Consider the following 24,569-nt stretch of genomic DNA (forward strand, 5'->3'; position numbering starts at 1 on the left):
GTCAGCCTTTGAAAAACTGATTGGCCTGGGCGTAGGGCATGGAGCGCGACGTGAAGCCGAACGTGCCCGCCGTCTTGATCTCTTCGGCCGCGCGGTAGAACTCACCCAGCGCCGCCAGGGCCAGCGCCGAGCCGACACTGATGCGCTTGACGCCCATTTCGCCCAACTGCTCGACCGTCAGCTTCAAGCCGCCGGACATCAACACGTTGACCGGTTTCGGCGCCACGGCGCGAACCACCGCCAATACCTCTTCAGCGCTGCGCAACCCTGGCGCATACAACACGTCGGCACCCGCTTCGGCGAACGCCTGCAAGCGGAGGATCGTGTCGGCCAGATCCGGATTGCCATGCAGATAGTTCTCGGCACGGGCTGTCAGCGTGAACGCGAAAGGCAAGCTGCGAGCGGCAGCGACGGCGGCCTCGATGCGCGCCACGGCATGTTCGAAGCAATAAATCGGAGCGTCCGGTCGGCCCGTGAAGTCCTCGATCGAACCGCCGACGGCACCCGCGGCCGCCGCCGCCAGAATGCTTTGCGCGCATTCGGCGGGATCATCGGCGAATCCGTTTTCCAGATCGACCGCGACCGGCAGGTCGGTGGCGGCGACAATCGCCCGGACGTTGGCCAGGGTGTCGTCAAGCGTCAGGCCGCCATCAGGGCGACCCTGGGAAAAAGCGTAACCGGCGCTGGTGGTCGCCAGCGCCTCGAAACCCAGGCTGGCGAGCATCTTGGCCGAACCAGCATCCCACGGGTTGGGAATCACAAAAACCCCGTCGCGTTCGTGCAAGGCTCTGAACGCTTGGGCTCGAAGGGTTTGCGCATCCATTGGCAGGCTCCTCTGAAGGGAAACGAGTCCGCTTCAGAGCAAGCCAAGTTGCTCCGCCGCGGGCTCTCTGTATAGCTCAGGCAGCGCCGGCAAGCCAGGCAGACGCAGCATCAGGCGCGCGTGGAAACGTTGTGCCAGTTTGGCCGCGAGCACATTGTCGGCGGTGTGCAGGAAGATGTAGGGCGTACGACCTTCTTCGATCCACAGGGCGATTTTCTCCACCCACGGCAACAGGAACGGTTCATTGGCCTCAAGCTGCGGATGACCGATGAAACGCACCTGCGGGAACTGCGTGAACGCTGCAGGGCGCGGCGGCACACGGGGTTTCTTCGATTGGGCGTGCAGCACCGAAGGGTCGGTGGAGGTACAGCTGAACAAAGCACGGGGATCAAGGCAAATGCGCTCGACCCCACGATCGAGCAACAGGCGATTGAGCATCCGCTCGTTCTCGCCCTTGGCAAAGAACTCGTCATGCCGCACTTCAACGGCCAGCGGGCGCTGCAGCGCGTCGATGAATCCGGCCAGCTCGGGCAAGCGTTGCGGCGTAAAGCCCTTGGATAATTGCAGCCACAACGGCGCTATCCGCTCGCCCAGCGGGCTGAGCAATCGGGTGAAGGTTTCGGCGGCAGTCAGTTGTTCTCGCAGGTCCCCGCCGTGACTGATCTCGCGGGGAAACTTCGCGGTGAAGCGAAAGTGTGCGGGCATGACCTCGGCCCATCGCTGCACGGTACTGGCAGAGGGACTCGCGTAGAAGGTCGTATTGCCTTCCACGGCGTTGAACACTTGGGAATAGAGACCCAGAAAATCGGCGGGCCTGGCCGCTGCCGGGTAGAGGTAATCACGCCAGGCGTTTTCGCTCCAGGACGGGCAACCAAGGTAGTAAGGCAACATCAGATGTACAGGTCGAGGCCCAGCACTTGTGCATCCCAATCGACGAAACTGGCGGTGCTCAGGTAACTGGCCAGCGCCATTGCCACGCTTTTGTTCATCGCGCGGTGATAAAGCATGTCCTGCTGGCGGGCGGGAAGATTGCTCAGCTTCTGCGCAGCGGCTTTGGCGGCACGGGCAGCCAGCTGTTCTTCAGTCGCAAATGCAAGTTCGCCTTCGATATCGACGGACTCGTCTTCCACTCGCGGGTCTATGCGAGGCTTGCGCTTGATGGGGTAGGACTGAGAGGAAACGCCGTCTATACGCATAGGTGCATGCTCGGTATCAGTAATGGCAGTCTAGTGGCACATAACCCACATCGCAAACTGCCTAGTGATAACTAGAACACATAAAAGGCAAAAGGTTTAAAACCCGGGGTTAGAAAACGACGATTGGCTTCGCCAGGCATGATCGTCTTCGCGAGCAGGCTCGCTCCCACAGCGATTGGCATAACTCCTGTGGGAGCGAGCCTGCTCGCGAAGCGGACACCTGGGACCAAGGGATTAACGCGCTTTCGGCGTCGCCACTTTATCGCGCAGATAAACCGGCTGCGCCTCATCCGCCACGATCGCCTCGCCACGATCCCAAGCGAAACGCGCCAGGGTCAGCAAATCTTCAGCATGGGGCAACATGCCCGCATCCTGCCCGCTCAGGCTGACGCCAATGCGTTCGGCATAGCCCCAACCGGTGCCCGCGCCGAACCACTCACCGCTGGCATCGGCCGGCAATGCAGCGACTTCCGGTGGCAATACCGCTTCGGAGCCGACCAGGCGCATCTCCCCTGCGGTTTCTCGGTAGCAGCCCCAATACACCTCGTCCATCCGCGCATCGATGGCCGCCGCGACCTGGCTGGCACCGTGTTCGCGATAGGCGCGTTGGGCCAGCACCGCCAGGTTCGACACCGGCAAGACTGGGCGATCGAGTGCAAAGGCCAGGCCTTGCACCACACCGATGGCAATCCGCACGCCGGTGAATGCACCCGGCCCGCGACCGAAGGCGATGGCATCGACCGCTTGCAGGGTGGTACCGGCATCGGCAAGCAACTGCTGGATCATCGGCAGCAGCTTCTGTGCATGCAGGCGCGGAATCACCTCGTAATGGCTCGTCACTTTGCCGTCATGCAGCAAGGCAACGGAGCAAGCTTCAGTCGCGGTGTCCAGGGCCAGCAAGGTGCTCATCGATGTTTCCACAAGAGAGGTCAGAAAAAAGTCCGTCAGTATAAACAACTACGGCCCGCAAGCGGGCCGTAGAAGATCAAGCTATTTTCAGCTCAGGGCAGCCAGCACCTTGTCGGTGATCGCTTCAACCGAGCCGACGCCTTCGATATGGCTGTACTTCGGCTTGCCGTTGGCAGCAGACAGCTTCTGGTAGAAGTCCACCAGCGGTTTGGTCTGCGAATGGTAGACGGACAGGCGATGACGCACGGTTTCTTCAGTGTCGTCCTTGCGCTGTACCAGCTCTTCGCCGGTGATGTCGTCCTTGCCAGCAATTTTCGGCGGGTTGTAGACGATGTGGTAGACACGACCGCTGGCCTCGTGAACACGGCGACCGGCGATACGCTGCACGATCTCTTCGTCTTCAACGGCGATTTCAACCACCGCGTCGAGCTCGACACCGGCAGTCACCAGGGCTTCAGCCTGTGGAATGGTGCGCGGGAAACCGTCGAACAGGAAACCGTTGGCGCAGTCGGACTGGGCGATACGGTCCTTGACCAGGGCGATGATCAAGTCATCGGACACCAGGCCACCGGCATCCATGATGCTCTTGGCCTTGATGCCCAGCTCGGTGCCAGCCTTGACCGCGGCACGCAGCATGTCGCCGGTGGAGATTTGCGGAATACCGAATTTTTCGGTGATGAACTTAGCCTGAGTACCTTTACCGGCCCCGGGAGCTCCCAGCAGAATGACGCGCATCGATGTGCTCCTCAATTTTTTATATGGATAACGTCAGATTCGCCTCGTGGGGCCAATCTCAAAAATAGGGTCGTGACCGCCCAAACGGCCAAAGGCTGATCAAGATACACAGCAGGCTTCGCCCACACAAGCCGCCAAAAGTCGGAGAAACCACTGCCTGTCGTGACCGCGCAACCGGGTTCCCCAAGTCGCAACCCCATCATTAACTGTCGCCTGGCAGCACTTTTTAACCCGCCTTGGAACCGCATCCGGCGCCCCCGCCGGATGCCCAAAAGCATGGCAAAAATCCTCAGCCGGTGTTGCGCAAACCGGCGGCAATCCCTGCTACAGACACCAGCAACGCCTGTTCTACCGGGCTGTCCTGGGCCACATCCGGTTGCCGCGATCGTGCCAGCAACTCTGCCTGCAATAGATGAAGCGGGTCGAGGTAAGTGTTGCGCAAGCGGATGAATTCCAGGGTGGCTGGGCTATGTGCCAGCAGCTGCGACTGACCGGTCAAGCCGAGAACGATGGCGCATGCCTGCGACAATAGGTCGCGTAAATGCGCGCCCAAAGGTAGCAAGTCCGGCTCGACCAGACGCTCGTCGTAGGAGCGGGCGATATCCGCGTCGGCCTTGGCCAGGACCATTTCCAGCATGTCGATGCGCGTGCGGAAAAACGGCCACTGCTCGCGCATCTGCTGCAGCAGTTCGCCCTCACCGCGCTCCAGCGCTTTGCTCAGGGCCGCTTCCCAGCCCAACCAGGCGGGCAGCATCAACCGGGTCTGGGTCCATCCGAAGATCCACGGGATGGCCCGCAGGCTTTCGATCCCGCCAGCACGGCGCTTGGCCGGGCGACTGCCCAGCGGCAGGCGCCCAAGCTCCTGTTCCGGGGTGGACTGGCGGAAATATTCCACGAACTGCGGATTTTCCCGCACCACCGCACGGTAGGCGCTGACCCCATCGGCGGCCAGTTCGTCCATCAGATGGCGCCACTCAGGTGTCGGCGGCGGCGGTGGCAGCAAGGTCGCTTCGAGCACCGCGGCCAGATACAGATTGAGGTTTTGCTCGGCGATGTCCGGCAGGCCGAACTTGAATCGAATCATTTCTCCCTGCTCGGTGGTGCGGAAACGTCCGGCGACCGAACCCGGCGGCTGCGACAGAATCGCCGCGTGCGCCGGGCCGCCACCCCGCCCCACGGTGCCGCCGCGACCATGGAACAACAGCAGTTCCACGTCGTGCGAGCGGCAGATATCCACCAGTTGTTCCTGCGCCCGGTACTGGGCCCAGGCGGCTGCCGTGGTCCCTGCGTCCTTGGCCGAGTCGGAATAACCGATCATCACTTCCTGCGGGCCTTGCAGGCGCGAGCGATAGCCCGGTAGCAACAAGAGCTTCTCGATCACCGGACCTGCGTTATCGAGGTCGGCAAGGGTTTCGAAAAGCGGCACCACGCGCATCGGCCGCAATACCCCGGACTCCTTGAGCAGCAGCTGCACGGCCAGCACATCGGAAGCGGCACCGGCCATGGAAATCACGTAGGAGCCCAGCGACGCTCCTGGCGCCGCAGCGATTTCCCGGCAAGTCGCCAGCACTTCGGCGGTATCGGCCGAAGGCTTGTAGTAGGCCGGCAACAAGGGTCGACGGTTATTCAGTTCGCGCGTCAGGAAGGCGATGCGCTCTTCTTCGCTCCAGTCTTCATAGCGACCCAGGCCAAGGTAGTCGGTGATTTCGGTCATGGCCGCGGTATGGCGCGACGAGTCCTGGCGTACATCGAGGCGCACCAGGAACAGGCCGAACGTCACGGCCCGGCGCAGGCAATCGAGCAAGGGACCGTCGGCGATGACGCCCATGCCGCACTCATGCAGCGAGTGGTAGCACAGCTCCAGTGGGTCGAGCAGGTCGCGATTGTCTTGCAGTACATCGGCCGGTGCAGGCGTCGGCGTCGACAACGCGGTGTGCGCCCAGCTTCGCGTGGCGCGCAGGCGTTCGCGTAGCTGCTTGAGCACAGCGCGGTAAGGTTCGGCGCTGTCGCCAGCCTTGGCCTTCAATTCTTCACTGGCCTGCTGCATCGACAACTCGGCAGCCAGATGATCGACATCGCGCAGGTACAAATCGGCCGCCATCCAGCGCGCCAGCAGCAGCACTTCACGGGTCACGGCCGCCGTCACGTTGGGGTTGCCGTCGCGGTCGCCGCCCATCCACGAGGCGAAGCGAATCGGCGCCGCTTCCAATGGCAAATGCAGTCCCGTGGCGGCATGCAGGGCTTGGTCGGCCTTGCGCAAGTAGTTGGGGATCGCTTGCCACAGTGAATGCTCGATCACCGCGAAGCCCCATTTGGCTTCGTCGACCGGTGTCGGGCGCGTGCGGCGGATTTCTTCGGTGTGCCAGGCTTCGGCGATCAGGCGCTGCAATGTCGACTTGATCTGCTCGCGCTCGGCGCTGGTCAGGTCGCGATGGTCCTGCGCCGCCAGTTGCGCAGCGATGGCGTCGTATTTCTGGATCAGCGTGCGGCGCGCGACTTCGGTCGGGTGCGCCGTCAGCACCAGCTCGATTTCCAGCCGCCCCAACTGACGGGCCAGGGACTCGGCGCCATGACCTTCGGCGCGCAGGCGGGCGAGCAGCTCCGGCAGCACCCGCGCCTCGAATGGCGCGGGCTGGGATTCTTCGCGACGATGAATCAGTTGGTACTGCTCGGCGATGTTGGCCAGGTTGAGAAACTGGTTGAACGCCCGCGCCACTGGCAGCAGCTCGTCCTCCGTCAACTGGTTCAGACTGGCGCTGAGCTCGGCATCCATGGAACCGCGACGGTCAGCCTTGGCGCCCTTGCGGATCTGCTCGATCTTGTCGAGAAAACCGTCCCCATACTGTTCCCGAATGGTGTTGCCCAACAACTCACCGAGCAGGTGAACGTCTTCGCGCAAGCGTGCATCAATATCGGTCATCAACAGTTCTCCAGCGAAAAATCCGGTCGACCAGGAACCTTAAGAGTGCCGCTCCAGACCGGTTCTTACAAGCAAGACGACGAAGGGCCTTTAAACCTTTGGCGTAAAAGCTAGTCTCAAGGGTAAGCCGTACAACGGCTGTCGCCGGCATCTGCCGGACATTCCCCGCCTGCCGGGAGCAGGAGTGCAATGAGGTCATTATGAAAATCCGCGAGCTTGCCAACCACTGGGAAGAAAACGCCAAGGGTCGCCTGACCGACACAGGCTATTCGATTCATCTGGACGTGGAGGCTGCCGCACGGCTTGCGGCGATTATCGAGATGTACCCCAAGCGGCATCCTGAAGAACTGCTGGGCGAACTGATCGGGGCTGCCCTGGAAGAACTGGAAAAAAGCTTTCCCTATGTGAAAGGTTCCACCGTAGTGGCCACTGATGAAGAGGGCGATCCGTTGTACGAAGACATCGGCCCGACCCCACGTTTCCTCGCTTTGTCCCGTCGTCATTTGCATGACCTGTCGGCCGCTGGCGACAAGCAAAAGCACTGATTTTTTTTGTATTTGTCCCTCCTGAAAATCACTGTTCGCACCCCCTTCGAGGGGTGTGATCAGCTGTGTTCATCGCCACATTCCTCGATATAGAGCCCTTCGCGCTGCGTCGAAATTTTTTCGATAGCCAGCTAAATTTCTGAACTTTCAAAAAACGCCTCGGGTCAACCCAGTAACCACGCCTGGGACGGCCGTTTCAAAAAGCCTTGTGAAATACGGTTTCGGCTCATTGCCCAGGATGGATATTCACGTTGCTCAGGAGTTAGCCCAATGGAGTTGAAAACGATGAAAACCCGAACTGGCAAATCCTCTTCCCTGCACGGACTGAAAATGGCGGCACTGGCCATCGGCACAGGCCTCGTGCTGGCCGGCTGCGCGGGTAACCCACCCACCGAGCAATTCGCCGTCACCGAGTCAGCGGTCAACAGCGCCGTCAGTGCCGGTGGTACCGAATTCGCTGCAGTGGAAATGAAGGCTGCACAAGACAAACTCAAGCAAGCCGAAATTGCCATGCACGACAAGAAGTTCGATCAAGCCAAGACCTTGGCCGAACAGGCTGAGTGGGACGCTCGTGTAGCCGAGCGCAAAGCCCAGGCGATGAAAGCCGAACAATCTGTGAAGGACTCTCAGAAAGGGGTTCAGGAACTGCGTCAGGAAAGCCAGCGCACCGTTCAGTAACAGCGCTGCACGACGTATTTCTTACTCGATTGAAAAGGACTAAAACCATGAATTCAAAAAATTTGATGATCCCTGCCCTGCTGGCCGCCAGCGTTACTTTGGCCGCATGCTCAACGCCACCGAACGCCAATCTGGAACAGGCCCGCACCAATTATTCCGGCCTGCAAGCCAACCCGCAGGCGAGCAAAGTCGCGGCGCTGGAAACCAAGGACGCCAGCGATTACCTGGACAAGGCCGACAAGGCCTATCTGGATAAGGAAGACCCGGCCAAGGTTGACCAGTTGGCCTACCTGACCAACCAGCGTGTCGAAGTGGCGAAACAGACCATCGCCCTGCGCACCGCCGAAGCCAATCTGAAAAACGCTTCTGCACAACGGGCCCAGGCGCGTCTTGACGCCCGCGACCAGCAGATCAAACAGCTGCAAGACAGCCTCAATGCCAAACAGACCGATCGCGGCACGTTGGTGACCTTCGGTGATGTGCTGTTCGCCACCGACAAGGCCGAGCTGAAATCCAACGGCATGATGAACATCAACAAACTGGCCCAGTACCTACAGGAGAATCCGGACCGCAAAGTGATTGTCGAGGGTTACACCGACAGCACCGGTACCGCCTCGCACAACCAGTCACTGTCGGAACGCCGCGCCAGCTCCGTGCGCATGGCGCTGGTGAAGATGGGTGTTGATCCAACCCGCATCGTCGCCCAAGGTTATGGCAAGGAATATCCCGTGGCGGAAAATACCAGTGTCTCGGGCCGGGCACAGAATCGTCGGGTGGAAGTGACGATTTCCAATGACAACCAGCCGGTGATTCCGCGTTCGGCGGTGAGCTCGAATTAAGCATCACGCAATAATCCAAAAGCCCCACCTGATCTGATCAGGCGGGGCTTTTAGTTTTCAAGATCAAAAGATCGCAGCCTTCGGCAGCTCCTACTGTTCCAGCTTCTGCGGGGTTTCCTGCCCCATGCAACGCACCGCTTTCTTCTTGTTGTTGACCAGCACGCCGGTCAGGCCTTTCTGTTCGGTGTCGAACAGCACCAACACGCCATCAATGCACTGCGCCACTTGCGCCGCCGGTTCCAGGGAGACCTTGTAGTCTTCGCCCGGCACGGTCTTGAGCATGGTGAATTCGTTGAGCAGCAACGCATCCTCTGGCTTGGCGAAGTGCAGGTAGCCGTACCACCACAAGGCCGCGACGGTGCCGAGGATGCTGCAGATACCGGTGATGATCAGCGGGATGGCGTTACGTTCTTCACTCATTGCGGGCTCTCTGGTGGTTCATTTTCAGAATGTTCGGGTGCCGGGTAATTGGGGATTTCGCCCAAGCGGCGCAGGCCGTTGAAATGCTGCGGGTCATCGAGATAACGCAACATGACTTTGCGCCAGACCGGGTCGGCGAATGTCTGCACGTGACCGCCACGGGTCAGTTGCAGCACCCTGGGCGGCGGCGCAGCTTGATACAGACGGATGCCGTTGGAAAGAGGCACGAGCGGATCGTCGATGCTGTGGTAGATCAGTTTCGGCACGCCATTGAGCTGAGCCATGGAATTGATCGCACTGTCGCCATCAGGCACCAGCCAGGACAGCGGCACCTGGAACGCCCAGAACACCCATGAATTGCTCAGCGCATAACGACCGACACTGCGGTAACTGGCAGGCACACCATCGAGCACAACCGCCTTCAGTTGTTTTTGCCGCTCGGGGTGTTGCACGAGGTAGTGAACCGCCATCGAACCGCCAAGGCTCTGTCCCAGCAAGATCAGCGGCTTGCCCTTGACCTCCGGGGCCTGGTCGAGCCATTTGAACGCGGCGTCGATGTCCTGATAGATCGCCGGCAAGCTCGGTTCGCCCTCGGACAAGCCGTAACCGCGATAGTCCACCAGCAACACCTGGTAACCCTCTTTAGGCAGCCACCAACTCCCGCCCAGGTGCATGGGCAGGTTGCCACCGTTGCCGTGCAGGTGCAAAACGGTGCCTTTGACCTCGACACCTTTTTTTGCCGGCAGCCACCAGCCGTGCAGCTTGAGGCCGTCGGCGGTGGTCAGGGTGACATCGCGGTATTCGAGCTTGGCTTTCTCCGGGGTGAACAACTGGCCGGGCTCGGGGTAGAACAGCAGTGAGCTGCAACCGCTCAGGGCCAGGAGAAGGCAGAAGATGCCGAGGATTCTCATCCGGTGAAACCTCGCGAAAAAATGAGGTGGAACGTAATTCACATGTGGGAGCGGGCTTGCTCGCGAAAGCGGTGTGTCAGACAACAGAAATGTTGAATGTTAGACCGTATTCGCGAGCAAGCCCGCTCCCACATTTGGTCCGCGCCTTCCTAAAGAATGTTGGAGTAATCCGCCTCGATCCGGTCCAGGCTCAGGTGATTGAGGAAGTTGGAGAAACACATCCACGCCGACAACGCGTTCATGTCGCGAAACTGTTCAGGCAGGTACTTGGGCGGCACCACCAGGCCTTCATCCACCAGCAGGCGCAAGGTGCGCATGTCTTCCAGGGTAGTCTTGCCGCAGAACAACAGCGGTATCTGCTCCAGCTTGCCTTTACGCACGGCCAGTTGAATGTAGTTGTAAATCATGATGAAGCCCTTGAGGTAGGACAAGTCTTTGGTGAATGGCAGACCTGTCGGCACCGAGCCGCGGAAAACGCGACTGGCGTTGCTGTAGCTCTCGGGCATCTCGAAGCCTTGTTCACGGAAGAACTCGAACACCTGCAGGAAATCCGCGCCCTCCTCGACCATGTGAATGGCCCGCGTGCGGTTGGTCAGCTTGCGCAGGCGGCTCGGGTAGGAGGCAAAGGTGATGATTTCCATCAGGATCGCCAGGCCTTCCTGGGTCACCGTCGACGAGGGCGGCCCCTTGGACAGGAAGGTGCAGATCGGCTGGTTCAAACCGTTGAGGGTGGTACCGACATGCACCAGCCCTTCGTGGACCTCCAGGGCGCGCACATCGCGCTGATTGAACATCGCATCGGAGCGGATCTTGATGTAGTCAGCGCCGGCAGCCGCATCGGCGACGATGCCGTCAGACTCGAACACGCGGATGGTTTCCTCGGCTTCGCCAAATACTTTGTTCAAGCGATGTTGCAACAGGTCGACCGCTTCCTTGGCCGTCAGCGTCTTCGGTTCATCCTTGAGGTCGCCACGACCGTCGATGTTGTTCAGGTACTCGGACAGCATCATGCCCAGGTCGGACAGGGTCGGGTCGCCAGCATGAAAGGCGTCCGAGGCAGCGCCATACAACTCCTGGGAAATCAGGCCGAAATCCTCGGTGCCACGCGCTTCGAGCATGCGCACCACCATCCGGTATTCCTTGCACATGCGGCGCATGATTTGCCCGACCGGGTTGAACTGGCCAAGTTGACGGGTGATGTCGCGCTCGATGTTCTGGAATTCCAGCTTCACCTTGCTGGAATCGAAGGCCAGCGGACGGTTGAGATAGTAATCACGGTCCACCGCGGGCATTTCCTTGCCCTTGGCCTTGAGGAAGCCCTTGCGGATGTTGTCGTCCCATTTCACCGCATCGAGGACGCGAATCGGCGTCTGTGCCAGCACAATGCGATCGGACAAAATGCGTATCGACTGCTGGTAATCGTCCACCCGGAACTCCTGTTGAAACCTGTTGGTTATTGGGCCTTGGCCTGGCGCTGGTAGCGGACCGCTTCGACGAATACATCGGAGTTGGCGGGATCGTCGAGGTAGGCCGATACCTGGTCCATCTTGCTGTCGATCAACACGCCCTCGCCGTCGTCGGTCTGGAAGCCTTCGCCACTGAGAATTTTCTGCCCAAGCGCCTGCTTGATTTGCTCGAGGTCGAGGTTGTACACCACCAGTTCGCGCTTGTCGGTGAGTTCGAAGCCGGCAATCGTGAAATTTCCGCCGAACCGGGCTGGCGCTTTCGCCGAGAGATACCAGCGGCTACCGTGGTGAGACACGGTAAATGGATAGGACTCGCGTTCCTTGGGCCTGGCCTTGAAGTAGCTGACTGCCTGATAGCGATTGTCGCCGATGCGCGTCAACTCAAGATTCAGCGGTTCACCCCAGGCATTGGTGCTGGTCCATTTTCCCAATAAACCTTTTGGTGCGGGCTCGCTCGTGGGCAGCGGCTCCTTGAAGGTCACCAGGCAGCCGCTGAGCAGCAGGAACGACAAGGCGATTACTACGGCGCACCAAGCTTTCATTCAACACTCCCTATCGACACACGATGACTTGTCCACGCTGATCGTTCCCACGCTCCGCGTGGGAATGCATCCAGTGACGCTCTGCGTCACACCGGCAAGGGACGCAGAGCGTCCCGGGCGGCATTCCCACGCGGAGCGTGGGAACGATCGGTACGGGGGGCGCGTTATACCGAAGCCAGCACCAAATGCATATAACGCGTCAGTATGCCCAGCATCTCCTCTTCGGCGTCCGGTTCGGCGTCGTTGAGCAGGCCCTGATATTCCATCCGTCCGATTATCGCCGTCAACACTTTGGCGTCCTGCTGTGGTTCGCGAGAACCCAGCACCTGGAAAAGCTGGCAGGAACCCTGCAACAGGATTTGCTGATGGGAGCGCACCAACTCGGCCAGGCGCGGGTTCAGCAGCGCTTCCTGGCGGAACGCCTGCTCGGCCATCAAGTGCTCACGACGGGTGATCAGTTGCCGGTGCACATAGTCGGTCATCAACCGCGCAATGTCGTCCGCCAGTTTTGAACGAGCCTGCGCACTGCCGTCGCCACTGGCGATCATGTCGCGCAGCAGGCCCTCGTTATTCACCCACAGCTTGGCCATGTAGGCCGCGCTGCGCTCCACATACTGGGCGAAGGTATCGGTGAGCAGGTCATCGATATCCTTGAAGTAGTAAGTGGTCGCCGATAACGGCACTTGTGCCTCGGCAGCCACCGCGCGATGCCTTACGGCCCGTACGCCATCGCGCACGACAATGCGCATCGCGGCATCGAGAATGTCCTGTCGACGTTGCTCGCTGCCCTGCCGGCTGGCCTTGCGGCCCTGGTACTGAACACTTTCAGCAACCGCAGTGGCGATACCCGCTGCACCTTCTTGAGCCATTGCACGATTCACGACAGGTCTTTCCTCTCAGATGAAACTAACAAGTTGATACGTTTGTACCAGACAGGCAATAAAAAGCCGCCTGAAGAGGCGGCTTTTTATTGAAACACTTACGCTTGTGGCCGCATGTGCGGGAACAGGATCACGTCGCGGATCGACGGGGAGTTGGTCAACAACATCACCAGGCGGTCGATGCCGATGCCTTCACCGGCCGTCGGTGGCATGCCGTACTCCAGCGCGCGCACGAAGTCGGCGTCGTAGTGCATGGCTTCGTCGTCGCCGGCGTCCTTGTCGGCCACCTGGGCCATGAAACGCTCGGCCTGGTCTTCCGCGTCGTTCAACTCGGAGTAGGCGTTGGCGATTTCACGACCACCGATGAACAGCTCGAAGCGGTCGGTGACATTCGGGTTCTCGTCGTTGCGGCGAGCCAACGGCGATACTTCGAACGGGTACTGGGTAATGAAGTGCGGCTGCTCCAGCTTGTGCTCGACCAGTTCTTCGAAAATCATCACCTGCAGCTTGCCCAGGCCTTCGAAGCCCAGCACCTTGGCGCCGGCCTTCTTGGCGATGGCGCGAGCCTTGTCGATGTCGTTCAGGTCATCGGCGGTCAGCTCAGGGTTGTACTTGAGGATCGAGTCGAACACCGACAGGCGCACGAACGGCTCGCCGAAGTGGAACACCTTGTCGCCGTACGGCACGTCGGTGCTGCCCAGGACCAGCTGTGCCAGCTCACGGAACAGTTCTTCGGTCAGGTCCATGTTGTCTTCGTAGTCGGCGTAGGCCTGGTAGAACTCCAACATGGTGAATTCAGGGTTGTGACGAGTCGAAACGCCTTCGTTACGGAAGTTGCGGTTGATCTCGAACACTTTTTCGAAGCCACCAACCACCAGACGCTTCAGGTACAGCTCTGGCGCGATACGCAGGAACATTTCCATGTCCAGCGCGTTGTGGTGGGTTTCGAACGGCTTGGCCGCGGCACCGCCAGGAATGGTCTGCAGCATCGGCGTTTCGACTTCGAGGAAGTCGCGCTTCATCAGGAAGCTGCGAATGTGCGCGATCACTTGCGAACGTACGCGGAACGTCTGGCGCACGTCTTCGTTGACGATCAGGTCAACGTAACGCTGGCGATAGCGCTGTTCGGTGTCGGTCAGGCCGTGGTGCTTGTCCGGCAGCGGGCGCAGGGACTTGGTCAGCAGGCGCACGTTGGTCATTTCAACGTACAGGTCACCTTTGCCGGAACGGGCCAAGGTGCCCTCGGCAGCAATGATGTCGCCCATGTCCCAGGTTTTCACCGCAGCCAGGGTGTCTTCGGACAGGGTCTTGCGGTTGACGTAGACCTGGATGCGACCGGTCATGTCCTGGATCACCATGAACGAGCCACGGTTGAGCATGATGCGACCGGCAACCTTGACCGGGATTGCAGCCTCTGCCAGCTCTTCCTTGGTCTTGTCCGCGTACTGTTTCTGCAAGTCATTGCAGTAGTTTTCGCGGCGGAAGTCGTTGGGGAAGGCATTGCCCTTGGCGCGCTCGGCAGCAAGCTTTTCCTTGCGCAGGGCGATCAGGGAGTTTTCTTCCTGTTGCAGGGCTTGCGGGTCGAGTTCTAGGTCGCTCATGTCTTTAAATATTCCATCACAGGTTCGTTGCCCCCGGGCCTGCGGCCCGGGGATCGCCAGCAAGCCGGCTCCTACAGGGATCGGGACCGATCCCGTATTGCATGTCTTACAGCCCTGATTTCAGGCTGGCTTCCAGGTATTCGTCGATATCGCCGTCGAGCACCTTGTCGCAGTCGCTGCGTTCGATGTTGGTACGCAGATCCTTGATCCGCGACGCATCGAGCACATAAGAACGGATCTGGTGACCCCAGCCGATATCCGACTTGGTGTCTTCCAGCGCCTGGGACGCGGCGTTGCGTTTCTGCATTTCCTGCTCATACAACTTGGCCCGCAGCATTTTCATGGCGGTGTCCTTGTTGGCATGCTGGGAACGTTCGTTCTGGCAGCTGACCACGGTATTGGTCGGTACGTGGGTGATACGTACAGCCGAGTCGGTGGTGTTTACGTGCTGACCACCGGCACCGGAGGAACGATAGGTGTCGATCCGCAGGTCCGCCGGGTTGATCTCGATTTCCACCTTGTCATCGATCTCTGGCGAGACGAAAACCGCAGAGAACGAAGTGTGGCGACGGTTGCCAGAGTCGAACGGGCTCTTGCGAACCAGGCGATGTACGCCGATCTCGGTACGCAGCCAGCCAAAGGCGTATTCACCCTTGATGTGCACGGTCGCGCCCTTGATGCCCGCGACTTCACCGGCCGACAGTTCCATGATGGTGGCGTCGAAACCGCGTTTGTCAGCCCAGCGCAGGTACATGCGCAGCAGGATGTTGGCCCAGTCCTGGGCCTCGGTGCCACCGGAGCCGGCCTGGATATCCAGGTAGGCGTTGTTCGGGTCCATTTCATGGCTGAACATGCGGCGGAATTCAAGCTTGGCGAGGTTTTCCTCAAGACGGGCCAGCTCGGCGACGACATCGCCCACTGCGCCTTCGTCGTTTTCTTCGACAGCCATGTCCAGCAGGTCGCGGCAATCGGCCAGACCCGTGTTCAGTTCGTCGAGGGTATCGACGATCTGCGCCAGCGCAGCGCGCTCGCGGCCCAGTTCCTGGGCGTATTCAGGTTTGTTCCAGACACTCGGATCTTCAAGCTCGCGATTGACCTCGGTCAGGCGCTCATGCTTTTGATCGTAGTCAAAGATACCCCCGAATAGTTTCGGAGCGCTCGGACAGGTCCTTGATGGTGTTAAGGATCGGGTTGATTTCCATGGCGGGCAGCACTCGTTGGCGAACTTTTGAAAGCCGGCGAGTATAACGGTAAACGGCCGGAAACGGCAGTCCGCTTGGCCGAAAAGGCGGGGTTCACCTACGCCCTCTGCAACTGTGGAGATCACCTGTGACGAGGAGATTTATCTGTGATGAGGGGATTTATCTGTGGCGAGGGGATTTATCCCCGTTGGACTGCGCAGCAGTCCCGTTGTTGGAACCCCTTCGCAGCCCAGCGGGGATAAACCCCCTCGCCACAGGGTGTTTTGTGTCGGTCAGCCTATGCCAACCTGATTACGCCCGTTGTTCTTCGCCTGGTACAACCCCTTGTCCGCCGCCGAGATCAATTCACGACAATTGCTGCCAGATGTCGGGATGATGGTAGACAGGCCGATGCTGATGGTCAGGCTCGATCCTTCGGTCGGGGCTATATGCGGGATCTTCAGCGCGGCCACGGTCATGCGCAGTTTTTCCGCCACCAGCCGCGCGCCGCCCTGCGAGGTGTTGGGCAGTACCAGGGCGAATTCTTCGCCGCCGTAGCGGGCCGGGAGGTCGGAAGGTCGGGAGCTGGCGTCGCGGATCGCCGCGGCGACCTGGCGCAGGGCTTCGTCGCCTTCCAGATGGCCGAAGGTGTCGTTGTAGGTCTTGAAGTAGTCCACATCGATCATCAGCAACGACAATTGGGTCTGCTCACGCAGCGAGCGGCGCCATTCGAGTTCCAGGTATTCATCGAAATGCCGACGGTTCGACAGCCCGGTCAGGCCGTCGGAGTTCATCAGGCGTTGCAACACCAGGTTGGTGTCGAGCAACTGTTGCTGGCTGACCCGCAAAGCGCGGTAGGCCGCATCACGCTGCAGCAGCGTCATGTAGGAGCGCGAGTGATAGCGAATGCGCGCCACCAGCTCGATGTTGTCCGGCAGCTTGACCAGGTAGTCGTTGGCCCCGGCCGCGAACGCCGCGCTCTTGATCAGCGGGTCTTCCTTGGTCGACAGGACGATGATCGGAATGTCCCTGGTCGCCGGGTGGTTGCGGTATTCGCGTACCAGGCTGAGGCCATCGAGGCCGGGCATGACCAGGTCCTGCAGGATCACCGTCGGCTTGATGCGCACGGCATGGGCGATGGCCTGGTGCGGGTCGGCGCAAAAGTGGAAGTCGATGTTTTCTTCGTTCGACAAACCGCGTCGTACGGCCTCGCCGATCATCGCCTGATCGTCCACCAACAGCACCATGGCGGCATTTTCGTCAGTCTTGAAGTCGTCGAGCTGTAAATCATTCATGTGCGTTCACCTGAATACTACTTGGGCCAGGAATGCGGTTGAAAGGGTCACTTGGGGAATATCTCCAGCAATCGTGGCGCTATCTGTTCCAGCGGGCGTATTTCCACGGCGGCATCGATGGCGGCTGCAGCCTTCGGCATGCCGTACACCGCACTGCTTTGTTGATCTTGTGCGATGGTCAGGTAGCCATGCTGGCGCATGAGTTTAAGCCCTTGCGCGCCATCACGCCCCATCCCGGTCAACAAAACGCCAACCGCATCGCCATTCCAGTAACTGGCCACGCTCTCGAAAAACACATCGATAGAGGGCCTGTAGATCTCGTTGACCGGTTCGGCCGTGTAGGCCAGCTTGCCGTTTTTCAACAAACGAATATGGTGGTTGGTGCCCGCCAGCAGCACGGTGCCGCTTTGCGGCGGTTCGCCCTCCTGGGCCAGGCGCACGTTCAGGCCGCTGGCGCTGCCGAGCCATTCCGCCATGCCAGCGGCGAATACCTGGTCAACGTGTTGGACCAATACGATGGCCGGGGAAAAATCCCGCGGCAATCCCTTGAGCAGGAGTTCCAAAGCCGCCGGCCCGCCAGCGGATGAACCGATGGCGATCAGGCTCTGGCGTGGGCCCGAACTGCGCGTCGGATTCGGTGCCGATCATTCCCGATTGCCCTTGTCGCCGATCAGCCAGCCGATATTCATGATCTTGCGTAACAGCGGTGCCGCCGCTTCCTGGGCATTGCCCGCGCCGAGGGCTGGCGTGTCGACCACATCCAGGGCGCCATGGCCCATGGCCTCGAACACCCGATGCACGTTCTGCTGGCGATCGACGGTGACGATGACGATCGCGCAGGGCGTTTCAGCCATGATGTGCCGGGTGGCTTCCACTCCGTCCATCACCGGCATGATCAAATCCATCAGGATCAGGTCTGGCGTCTGTTCGGCACACTTTTGCACCGCCTCGCGGCCATTGCTCGCCACCCAGATCACCTGGTGGGCCGGCTCGAAAGCCAATGCCCGGCGCAAGGCTTCCACGGCCATTGGCATGTCATTGACGATTGCGATCTTCATGCCCGTGCTCCTCCTATGAGCTCAACCACTGCATCGAGCAGGGCATCGTCGTGAAAACTGGCTTTGGCTAGATAATAGTCGGCCCCGGCGTCCAGTCCACGACGACGGTCTTCTTCACGATCCTTGTAGGACACCACCATCACCGGCAGCGATTGCAGACGATTGTCCCGGCGCAACAACGACACCAGCTCGATGCCGTCCATGCGCGGCATGTCGATGTCGGTGATCAGCAGGTCGAAATCTTCGGAACGCAAGGCATTCCAGCCATCCATGCCGTCGACCGCCACGGCCACGTCATAACCTCGATTGAGCAACAGTTTGCGCTGCAGCTCACGCACGGTCAGGGAGTCATCCACGACCAGGACTCGCTTGCGGGCCGCTGCGACGACCTGGTTGCTGTGGCGCGCAATGCGCTCCAGCCGCCCGGTGTTGAGCAACTTATCCACCGAACGCAGCATGTCTTCGACGTCGACGATCAACACCACCGAACCGTCGTCGAGCAGAGCGCCGGCGGAGATATCCTGGACCTTGCCGAGGCGCTCATCCAGGGGCAATACAACCAATGTCCGCTCGCCGATAAAGCGTTCTACCGCAATGCCATATATCGCATCACGCTCGCGGATCACCACGACTTTCAGGGTTTGCTGGCTGCCTTGACTGGCCGGACGCTGCAACAGTTGACTGGCGGCGACCAGCCCGACATGCCGGCCTTCATGCCAAAAATGCTGGCGGCCCTCGACCTGAACGATATCCGCCGGCTCCAGATCACACATGCGCTCAATGTGGGCCAGCGGGAAGGCATAAGCCTCTTCACCGACTTCCACCACCAGGCTGCGCACCACGGACAGGGTCAGGGGCACCTCGAGATGGAAACGACTGCCCTCGCCCGCCGTCTGCTCCAGCACCACCGCACCGCGCAACTGGCGAACCATGTGCTGCACCGCATCCAGGCCAACGCCGCGCCCGGAGACTTCGGTGACAGTGTCGCGCAGACTGAAGCCGGGCAGGAAAAGGAAGGTCAGCAGTTCCTCTTCACTCAATTGCGCGGCGGTATCGGCCGGGGATAACTGGCGTTCGACGATGCTGCGACGGACCTTTTCCAGATCGACCCCGTTACCGTCATCGCTCAGTTGCAGCACCAGCAACCCGGCCTGATGGGACGCGCGCAGACGAATCAGGCCCTCTGCTGGCTTACCCGCCAACAGCCTTTGTTCCGGGCTTTCGATACCGTGATCGACGGCATTGCGCAGCAAGTGAGTCAGTGGTGCTTCGAGTTTTTCCAGGACGTCGCGATCGACCTGGGTCTTTTCGCCCTCGATCTCCAGCCGCACTTGCTTGCCGAGGCTACGACCGAGGTCGCGGACCATCCGCACCTGCCCCGTCAAGACATCGGCGAACGGCCGCATGCGACAAGCCAGGGCGGTGTCGTACAACACCTGCGCGCGCTGGCTGGCCTGCCAGGCAAACTCATCCAGTTCGGCGTTTTTTTCCACCAGCAATTGCTGGGACTCCGCCAGGAGCCGGCGTGCATCGTCGAGGGCTTCCCGGGCTTCGAGGCTCAGGACTTGCTCCTTGAGATGGACGTTGAGGTTTTCCAGCGCCCGCTGACTGTTGCTCTGCATGCGCTTGAGCCGCTGCATGGTTGCCAGGTGCGGTTTGAGCCGCAGGGTTTCCACCAGGGATTTACTCGACAGATCGAGCAGGCTGTTCAAGCGCTCGGCAGTGACGCGCAGTACGCGCTCGCCGTTTTCGGTGGTGCGCCTGGCCAGTTTCGGCGATACCGCCAGCGATTCGACGGGCGCCGCCGGCTCTTCGATCGTGGGTGCGGGCGCTTCAACTTGCAGCTCGGCCATCACCAGCGCGGCGGGGGTCATGCTCGGTATCGCAGCAGCCATTGGATCGAGCAAGCGCCCCATCAATGCGACATACGCTTCGATGTCCGCAGCGCCCGGCGCATTGTTCGGTGTCGCGATGCGCATCAGCAGGTCGGTGCCTTGCAGCAACGCATCAATGTGTTCCGGGCGCAGGTACAAGCGCCCTTCCTGGGCACTGACCAGGCAATCTTCCATGACATGGGCAACGCTGACGCCAGCATCGACGCCGACGATCCGGGCCGCGCCTTTTAGCGAATGTGCCGCACGCATGCACGATTCGAGATGATCAGCCTGGGTCGGATCACGTTCCAGCGCCAACAAACCTGCGCTCAGCACCTGGGTCTGGGCCTCGGCTTCCAGGCTGAACAGCTCCAGCAACGAAGAGTCGCGCATTTGCTCGGGGGTCATGTGAGGCTCCGGGTCACGGCGGACATCAGCTGATCTTCATCCAGCCAGCGCAGGCTGCGACCTTTGAATTGCATCACGCCACGGGTGTACTTGGCACTGGCCTGCGCGCCAGAGCGGGACGCCGCTTCGAGGATGCGTTCGTCGATGGCATGTATTCCGTCCACTTCGTCTACCGGCACCACCACGGGACCGCCGTGGGCGGCGATGATCAGCATGCGCGGCACGACTCGCGCGCCGCTGGCAACGCTGCTGGTGCTATCGAGACCCAGCAACTCGACCAGAGAGAGGCACGCCACCAACGCACCCCGTACATTCGCCACCCCTAGCAAGGCCCGGGAGCGTTGATGGGGCAATGAATGAATGGTTTGCAACGGCGCCACTTCGACCAGGCTGCGAGTGGCCAGCGCCAGCCATTCTTCGCCGAGGCGGAACATCAGCAGCGAACGGGTTTTCACCTCGCTTTCGACGGCAATGGACGCTGACGCGCGTTCCTCCTGCTGCAACGCGTAGCGATCCAGCAGGCGCGTGGCGGCCGCCGAATACACCGCGCAATTACGGCAGTGAATGTGTTCGCTCAGCAGCGGGCAGGACTTGTCGCCGTGAATGCCAATGCGATTCCAGCAGTCGTCGATGGACTGGGCATCTTCATGGGTGACGTTCAAGGTGTCGGAGGCGATCATCGTTTACGCTCACTGTCGGCGGCGCGCTCGCTGCGGGCGGCGCGGTCCTGCAATCGTCTGGCTCCCGCGGTATCCCCCTGGGATTGCAGCAAGGCGGCCAAGTGCATCAACGCATCGGCATGTTGCGGGTCGAGGTACAACGCCTTGCGATAAAAACCCTGGGCCTCGAGGACGCTACCGGCGACATCGCTGAGCAGCCCCAGCCAATAAAACACCTGGGCCACCGGTTCGTGGTGGCGTAGATAGTTATCACAGGCGGCACGGGCTTCGGCGCTTTTGCCTTCGTTGGCCAGCGCGGCGACGTTCGCCAGCAGCGCGGCGGCGTCGGATGTGCTTGGTGCGACCGAGTGCGATACCTGATTGACGCTGGCGAACGGGCGCCGTTGAGTCGGCATCGGCGCGACCCTGCGCACGGGTTGCGGCACCGGCAACGGTGTGGGTACGAATGCCGGCAGCGGCTCGGGCTCAGGAGCGCTATGGCGACTGAAGGCAAAGGATTGTGGGATGCCAATCGAACGCATGCCCAGGCGCCCCAGCAGACTGCCCTCCGCCGGGCCGATAAACAGTACCCCATCAACATGGGTCAAGCGCTTGAGTACCTCGAAAACCTGTTTCTGTGTTGGCAGATCGAAGTAGATCAGCAGATTGCGGCAGAACACGAAGTCAAAGGGTGGCTCGCTGGCGAGCAAGGTCGGATCGAGCAGATTGCCGACCTGCAGGCGCACTTGCTCCAGTACCGGGGCGCTGAGTCGATAGCCGTCGTTTTCGGCGCTGAAATGGCGGTCACGAAACGCAATGTCCTGACCGCGAAACGAATTCTTGCCGTATAGCGCTCGTCGGGCTTTTTCCACCGACAAAGGGCTGACGTCCATGCCATCGACCTTGAACTGGTGCGGCTTGAACCCGGCATCCAGCAGCGCCATGGCAATGGAATAAGGCTCTTCGCCGGTGGAGCACGGCAGGCTCAGAATCCGCAGGGCGCGCATGTTGTTGAGCTCGGCCAGGCGCCTGCTCGCCAGTTTCGCCAGGGTGGTGAAAGATTCCGGGTAACGGAAAAACCAGGTTTCAGGGACGATCACCGCTTCGATCAACGCCTGCTGCTCGTCGCTTGAACACTGCAAGGTGCACCAATATTCGTCGGCCGTCTGCGCTTGGGACGCGGCACTGCGTTGGCGTACCGCACGCTCGATGATCGCCGGGCCGACCGACGTCACGTCGAGGCCGATACGCTCCTTGAGAAAATCGAAAAACCGCTGGTCGCTACTCATTGCCACTGCTCCAGCAATGCCGGGTCAAGGGGTGGCGTCGGGTACAACAGCGCACGGACCTGATCGTCCAGCAGGTCGGCCACCCGCACCCATTGCAACAAACCCTGGGCATCTTCACGTACGGGCCCCAGGTACGGCGCCTGTGGATTGTCCAGGCCATAGGGCTGAAATTCCGCCGGATTGCAACGCACGGTGTCGGTGGCCCGTTCCAGAATCAGACCGAGTAATTGCGCCTGGGCGGTTGCATCCGGCCGGTAATGCACCAGCACCAGGCGCGTGCTGGTGCGCGCCTGCGCGGGCGTGCCGAAGGTCAATGCACTGAGGTCGATGACCGGCACCACCGCGCCACGATAGGCCAATACCCCGGCGACCCAGTGCGGCGCCTGGGCAATCGGCTTCAATGGCAGGCGCGACAGCACTTCCGCCACCTCGATCGCCTGCAAGGCATACCGCTCGTGACCGATGCGAAACACCAGGAATAACGCGTGCGCCGCCTGTTTCACGGCAGAGCGCTTGGCCGTGAGTTCGCTCATCAGACTTTGAATCGCGAGACGCCGCTACGCAGCCCTACCGCCACCTGGCTCAGCTCGTCGATGGCGAAGCTGGCCTGGCGCAGGGATTCGACGGTCTGGCTGCTGGCATCACCCAATTGCACCAGCGCGTGGTTGATCTGCTCGGCGCCGGTGGCCTGGGCCTGCATGCCTTCGTTGACCATCAACACCCGCGGCGCCAGCGCCTGGACCTGATGGATGATCTGCGACAACTGCTCGCCCACCTGCTGCACCTCGAACATGCCGCGGCGCACTTCCTCGGAGAATTTGTCCATGCCCATCACACCGGCCGACACCGCCGATTGAATTTCGCGCACCATCTGCTCGATGTCGTAGGTGGCGACGGCGGTCTGGTCCGCCAGACGCCGGACTTCAGTCGCAACCACGGCAAAACCTCGACCGTATTCGCCGGCCTTCTCGGCTTCGATAGCCGCGTTGAGCGACAACAGGTTGGTCTGATCGGCGACCTTGACGATGGTGACCACCACCTGGTTAATGTTGCCGGCCTTCTCGTTGAGGATCGCCAGCTTGGCGTTGACCAGGTCGGCCGCGCCCATCACCGAATGCATGGTCTCTTCCATGCGCGCCAGGCCCTGTTGCCCGGAACCGGCGGCCACCGAAGCCTGGTCGGCGGCGGTGGACACTTCGGTCATGGTGCGTACCAGGTCACGAGACGTAGCGGCGATTTCCCGGGAAGTCGCGCCGATTTCAGTGGTGGTCGCGGCCGTTTCGGTGGCGGTGGCCTGCTGTTGCTTGGACGTCGCGGCGATCTCGGTGACCGATGTGGTCACTTGCACCGACGAGCGCTGGGCCTGGGACACCAGGGCGGTCAGCTCGGTCATCATGTCGTTGAAGCCGGTTTCCACGGCACCGAATTCGTCCTTGCGCTCAAGATTGAGACGCGAGCTCAGATCGCCCGTGCGCATGATTTCGAGGATTTGCACGATACGATTCATCGGCGCCATGATGGCGCGCATCAACAGCAGGCCGCAAAGGCCGGCGGCCAGCACTGCCAGCACCAGGGAAATGCCCATGATCCCCTTGGCGGTGAGTACCGCATCGTCGATGGCCGCCACAGCCTGGTCTGCCACTGCTTTGTTGTGGCGCAGAATATCACTGAGCTTCATTCGACCCGCTGTCCAGACGGGGGTCAGCTCTTCGTTGAACATCCTGATGGCTTCGGCGTCCTGGTTGCGTTTATGCAAATCCGTAACGGCGAGCAGGATGCGGTGGTAGTCCGCGTGGAGTTTTTCAAACGCGGCATATTCGACCTTGTCTTCATCCGTCGTCACCGTGGCGCGATAAAGCTCCATCTGCTCTTGCAAGCGCGCGGAGAAATCCTTGAAATCCGAGGCATCCTTGGCGGTGAAGCCCTTCCCCTGCTCCAGCCCGAGCATCTCCAACATCCGCAAGTAACTGTCGGACCAGGCGCCGCGGACCATCGAGCTGTAATACAAGCCCGGCAGCGCATCCTCACGAACGCTGGCTTCGCTGGTCTCGATCTTCAACAAGCGCGAATACGAGACGACCACCATCAGCAACATGATGGCGATAATTACCGCAAAGCTCGCCAAAATGCGTTGGCGCAACGTCCAGTTCTTCACAGTCAATCCTCGGGGGCATTTTGAAATGCGGGGAGTATAGCCGAGGGCGCTGTTTCATTTATAAGACGGTTGCGCCACTTCTCATCTCTTGGCAAAAAAAATCGAAGTGGTCGGTTTATAGTCAAAAGATCGCAGCCTGCGGCAGCTCCTACAGGTGCACGCCGATCCCTTGTAGGAGCTGCCG

Annotated in this window: 22 protein-coding genes and 1 pseudogene; 3 read left to right on the forward strand and 20 right to left on the reverse strand. The window is 60.6% G+C overall.

Annotated elements, in window-relative coordinates; all coding sequences use genetic code 11:
* Position 1: 1 nt before the first annotated feature.
* From AC3WWR_RS18360 to ppc, 6 genes are all read right to left on the reverse strand, one after another.
* Positions 2-823, reverse strand: a complete 822-nt coding sequence (locus tag AC3WWR_RS18360; RefSeq protein WP_020799641.1) for an isocitrate lyase/PEP mutase family protein — start codon at positions 821-823, stop codon at positions 2-4.
* A gap of 33 nt (positions 824-856) precedes the next feature.
* Positions 857-1,717 carry a DUF72 domain-containing protein gene (locus tag AC3WWR_RS18365; RefSeq protein ID WP_173667173.1) on the reverse strand — a complete coding sequence of 287 codons (861 nt, stop codon included), beginning with the start codon at positions 1,715-1,717 and terminating at the stop codon, positions 857-859.
* Positions 1,714-2,019, reverse strand: a complete 306-nt coding sequence (locus AC3WWR_RS18370) for a hypothetical protein (protein WP_432669064.1) — start codon at positions 2,017-2,019, stop codon at positions 1,714-1,716. Before AC3WWR_RS18370 ends, AC3WWR_RS18365 begins: the two co-directional genes overlap by 4 nt.
* A gap of 234 nt (positions 2,020-2,253) precedes the next feature.
* Positions 2,254-2,928, reverse strand: a complete 675-nt coding sequence (tsaB, locus tag AC3WWR_RS18375) for a tRNA (adenosine(37)-N6)-threonylcarbamoyltransferase complex dimerization subunit type 1 TsaB (RefSeq protein WP_020799644.1) — start codon at positions 2,926-2,928, stop codon at positions 2,254-2,256.
* A gap of 87 nt (positions 2,929-3,015) precedes the next feature.
* Complete coding sequence (adk, locus tag AC3WWR_RS18380; RefSeq protein ID WP_020799645.1) at positions 3,016-3,663, reverse strand: adenylate kinase; 648 nt, start codon at positions 3,661-3,663, stop codon at positions 3,016-3,018.
* Between the two features lie 289 nt (positions 3,664-3,952).
* Complete coding sequence (gene ppc, locus AC3WWR_RS18385) at positions 3,953-6,583, reverse strand: phosphoenolpyruvate carboxylase (RefSeq protein WP_020799646.1); 2,631 nt, start codon at positions 6,581-6,583, stop codon at positions 3,953-3,955.
* Between the two features lie 200 nt (positions 6,584-6,783).
* On the opposite strand from ppc, the gene AC3WWR_RS18390 reads away from it, so the two are divergent.
* The 3 genes from AC3WWR_RS18390 to lptF all read left to right on the forward strand — a co-directional run bounded on the left by AC3WWR_RS18390 (position 6,784) and on the right by lptF (position 8,645).
* Positions 6,784-7,128, forward strand: coding sequence for a hypothetical protein (locus AC3WWR_RS18390; protein WP_020799647.1), 345 nt, complete (start codon positions 6,784-6,786; stop codon positions 7,126-7,128).
* A 270-nt stretch (positions 7,129-7,398) separates the two neighbouring features.
* Positions 7,399-7,806 carry a DUF4398 domain-containing protein gene (locus tag AC3WWR_RS18395; protein WP_020799648.1) on the forward strand — a complete coding sequence of 136 codons (408 nt, stop codon included), beginning with the start codon at positions 7,399-7,401 and terminating at the stop codon, positions 7,804-7,806.
* A gap of 47 nt (positions 7,807-7,853) precedes the next feature.
* Positions 7,854-8,645: a lipotoxin F family OmpA-related lipoprotein LptF gene (gene lptF, locus AC3WWR_RS18400; RefSeq protein WP_020799649.1), complete on the forward strand. Its 792-nt coding sequence runs from the start codon at positions 7,854-7,856 to the stop codon at positions 8,643-8,645.
* A 90-nt stretch (positions 8,646-8,735) separates the two neighbouring features.
* Here lptF and AC3WWR_RS18405 read toward each other — a convergent pair whose 3' ends face one another.
* The 14 genes and pseudogenes from AC3WWR_RS18405 to AC3WWR_RS18470 all read right to left on the reverse strand — a co-directional run bounded on the left by AC3WWR_RS18405 (position 8,736) and on the right by AC3WWR_RS18470 (position 24,385).
* Positions 8,736-9,065, reverse strand: coding sequence for a PA3694 family proteiin (locus AC3WWR_RS18405; protein WP_020799650.1), 330 nt, complete (start codon positions 9,063-9,065; stop codon positions 8,736-8,738).
* On the reverse strand, positions 9,062-9,976 hold the full coding sequence (locus AC3WWR_RS18410) for an alpha/beta hydrolase (protein ID WP_432669061.1): 915 nt from the start codon (positions 9,974-9,976) through the stop codon (positions 9,062-9,064). Before AC3WWR_RS18410 ends, AC3WWR_RS18405 begins: the two co-directional genes overlap by 4 nt.
* A 149-nt stretch (positions 9,977-10,125) precedes the next feature.
* Positions 10,126-11,403 (reverse strand): flavohemoglobin expression-modulating QEGLA motif protein, encoded by a 1,278-nt coding sequence (locus tag AC3WWR_RS18415; protein ID WP_020799652.1) that lies wholly within the window; start codon positions 11,401-11,403, stop codon positions 10,126-10,128.
* Positions 11,404-11,429: 26 nt separating this feature from the next.
* A complete protein-coding gene (locus AC3WWR_RS18420; protein ID WP_020799653.1) occupies positions 11,430-11,984 on the reverse strand; it encodes a hypothetical protein in 555 nt (184 codons plus the stop codon).
* Between the two features lie 164 nt (positions 11,985-12,148).
* Complete coding sequence (locus tag AC3WWR_RS18425) at positions 12,149-12,865, reverse strand: TetR/AcrR family transcriptional regulator (RefSeq protein WP_020799654.1); 717 nt, start codon at positions 12,863-12,865, stop codon at positions 12,149-12,151.
* Between the two features lie 98 nt (positions 12,866-12,963).
* Complete coding sequence (lysS, locus tag AC3WWR_RS18430; RefSeq protein WP_033043263.1) at positions 12,964-14,466, reverse strand: lysine--tRNA ligase; 1,503 nt, start codon at positions 14,464-14,466, stop codon at positions 12,964-12,966.
* A gap of 106 nt (positions 14,467-14,572) precedes the next feature.
* Positions 14,573-15,668 (reverse strand): peptide chain release factor 2 gene (gene prfB / locus AC3WWR_RS18435; RefSeq protein ID WP_098465888.1). Its coding sequence is split into 2 segments (ribosomal slippage): positions 14,573-15,595 and positions 15,597-15,668, totalling 1,095 coding nucleotides; the frame shifts between segments, so codons are not numbered across the junction.
* A gap of 272 nt (positions 15,669-15,940) precedes the next feature.
* Positions 15,941-16,942, reverse strand: coding sequence for a response regulator (locus AC3WWR_RS18440; protein WP_168757308.1), 1,002 nt, complete (start codon positions 16,940-16,942; stop codon positions 15,941-15,943).
* A 47-nt stretch (positions 16,943-16,989) separates the two neighbouring features.
* A pseudogene (locus AC3WWR_RS18445) lies at positions 16,990-18,000 on the reverse strand (chemotaxis response regulator protein-glutamate methylesterase).
* Complete coding sequence (locus tag AC3WWR_RS18450) at positions 17,997-20,282, reverse strand: hybrid sensor histidine kinase/response regulator (RefSeq protein WP_020799660.1); 2,286 nt, start codon at positions 20,280-20,282, stop codon at positions 17,997-17,999. Before AC3WWR_RS18450 ends, AC3WWR_RS18445 begins: the two are co-directional and overlap by 4 nt.
* Positions 20,279-20,962 (reverse strand): chemotaxis protein CheW, encoded by a 684-nt coding sequence (locus AC3WWR_RS18455; RefSeq protein WP_020799661.1) that lies wholly within the window; start codon positions 20,960-20,962, stop codon positions 20,279-20,281. The genes AC3WWR_RS18450 and AC3WWR_RS18455 overlap by 4 nt, the downstream gene beginning before the upstream one ends.
* On the reverse strand, positions 20,959-22,230 hold the full coding sequence (locus tag AC3WWR_RS18460) for a CheR family methyltransferase (protein ID WP_033043255.1): 1,272 nt from the start codon (positions 22,228-22,230) through the stop codon (positions 20,959-20,961). Before AC3WWR_RS18460 ends, AC3WWR_RS18455 begins: the two co-directional genes overlap by 4 nt.
* Complete coding sequence (locus tag AC3WWR_RS18465; protein ID WP_020799663.1) at positions 22,227-22,763, reverse strand: chemotaxis protein CheW; 537 nt, start codon at positions 22,761-22,763, stop codon at positions 22,227-22,229. The genes AC3WWR_RS18460 and AC3WWR_RS18465 overlap by 4 nt, the downstream gene beginning before the upstream one ends.
* Positions 22,763-24,385, reverse strand: a complete 1,623-nt coding sequence (locus AC3WWR_RS18470) for a methyl-accepting chemotaxis protein (protein WP_033043253.1) — start codon at positions 24,383-24,385, stop codon at positions 22,763-22,765. The genes AC3WWR_RS18465 and AC3WWR_RS18470 overlap by 1 nt, the downstream gene beginning before the upstream one ends.
* Positions 24,386-24,569 lie beyond the last annotated feature (184 nt).

The sequence above is a fragment of the Pseudomonas sp. EB271-G4-1 genome, assembly GCF_058791355.1.

Coding starts and splice junctions, on each gene's coding strand:
- AC3WWR_RS18360 (WP_020799641.1), bottom strand. CDS start 823: ATGGATGCGCAAACCCTTCGAGCCCAAGCGTTCAGAGCCTTGCACGAA.
- AC3WWR_RS18370 (WP_432669064.1), bottom strand. CDS start 2,019: ATGCGTATAGACGGCGTTTCCTCTCAGTCCTACCCCATCAAGCGCAAG.
- tsaB (WP_020799644.1), bottom strand. CDS start 2,928: ATGAGCACCTTGCTGGCCCTGGACACCGCGACTGAAGCTTGCTCCGTT.
- adk (WP_020799645.1), bottom strand. CDS start 3,663: ATGCGCGTCATTCTGCTGGGAGCTCCCGGGGCCGGTAAAGGTACTCAG.
- ppc (WP_020799646.1), bottom strand. CDS start 6,583: ATGACCGATATTGATGCACGCTTGCGCGAAGACGTTCACCTGCTCGGT.
- AC3WWR_RS18390 (WP_020799647.1), top strand. CDS start 6,784: ATGAAAATCCGCGAGCTTGCCAACCACTGGGAAGAAAACGCCAAGGGT.
- AC3WWR_RS18395 (WP_020799648.1), top strand. CDS start 7,399: ATGGAGTTGAAAACGATGAAAACCCGAACTGGCAAATCCTCTTCCCTG.
- lptF (WP_020799649.1), top strand. CDS start 7,854: ATGAATTCAAAAAATTTGATGATCCCTGCCCTGCTGGCCGCCAGCGTT.
- AC3WWR_RS18405 (WP_020799650.1), bottom strand. CDS start 9,065: ATGAGTGAAGAACGTAACGCCATCCCGCTGATCATCACCGGTATCTGC.
- AC3WWR_RS18410 (WP_432669061.1), bottom strand. CDS start 9,976: ATGAGAATCCTCGGCATCTTCTGCCTTCTCCTGGCCCTGAGCGGTTGC.
- AC3WWR_RS18420 (WP_020799653.1), bottom strand. CDS start 11,984: ATGAAAGCTTGGTGCGCCGTAGTAATCGCCTTGTCGTTCCTGCTGCTC.
- lysS (WP_033043263.1), bottom strand. CDS start 14,466: ATGAGCGACCTAGAACTCGACCCGCAAGCCCTGCAACAGGAAGAAAAC.
- AC3WWR_RS18440 (WP_168757308.1), bottom strand. CDS start 16,942: ATGAATGATTTACAGCTCGACGACTTCAAGACTGACGAAAATGCCGCC.
- AC3WWR_RS18450 (WP_020799660.1), bottom strand. CDS start 20,282: ATGACCCCCGAGCAAATGCGCGACTCTTCGTTGCTGGAGCTGTTCAGC.
- AC3WWR_RS18455 (WP_020799661.1), bottom strand. CDS start 20,962: ATGATCGCCTCCGACACCTTGAACGTCACCCATGAAGATGCCCAGTCC.
- AC3WWR_RS18460 (WP_033043255.1), bottom strand. CDS start 22,230: ATGAGTAGCGACCAGCGGTTTTTCGATTTTCTCAAGGAGCGTATCGGC.
- AC3WWR_RS18465 (WP_020799663.1), bottom strand. CDS start 22,763: ATGAGCGAACTCACGGCCAAGCGCTCTGCCGTGAAACAGGCGGCGCAC.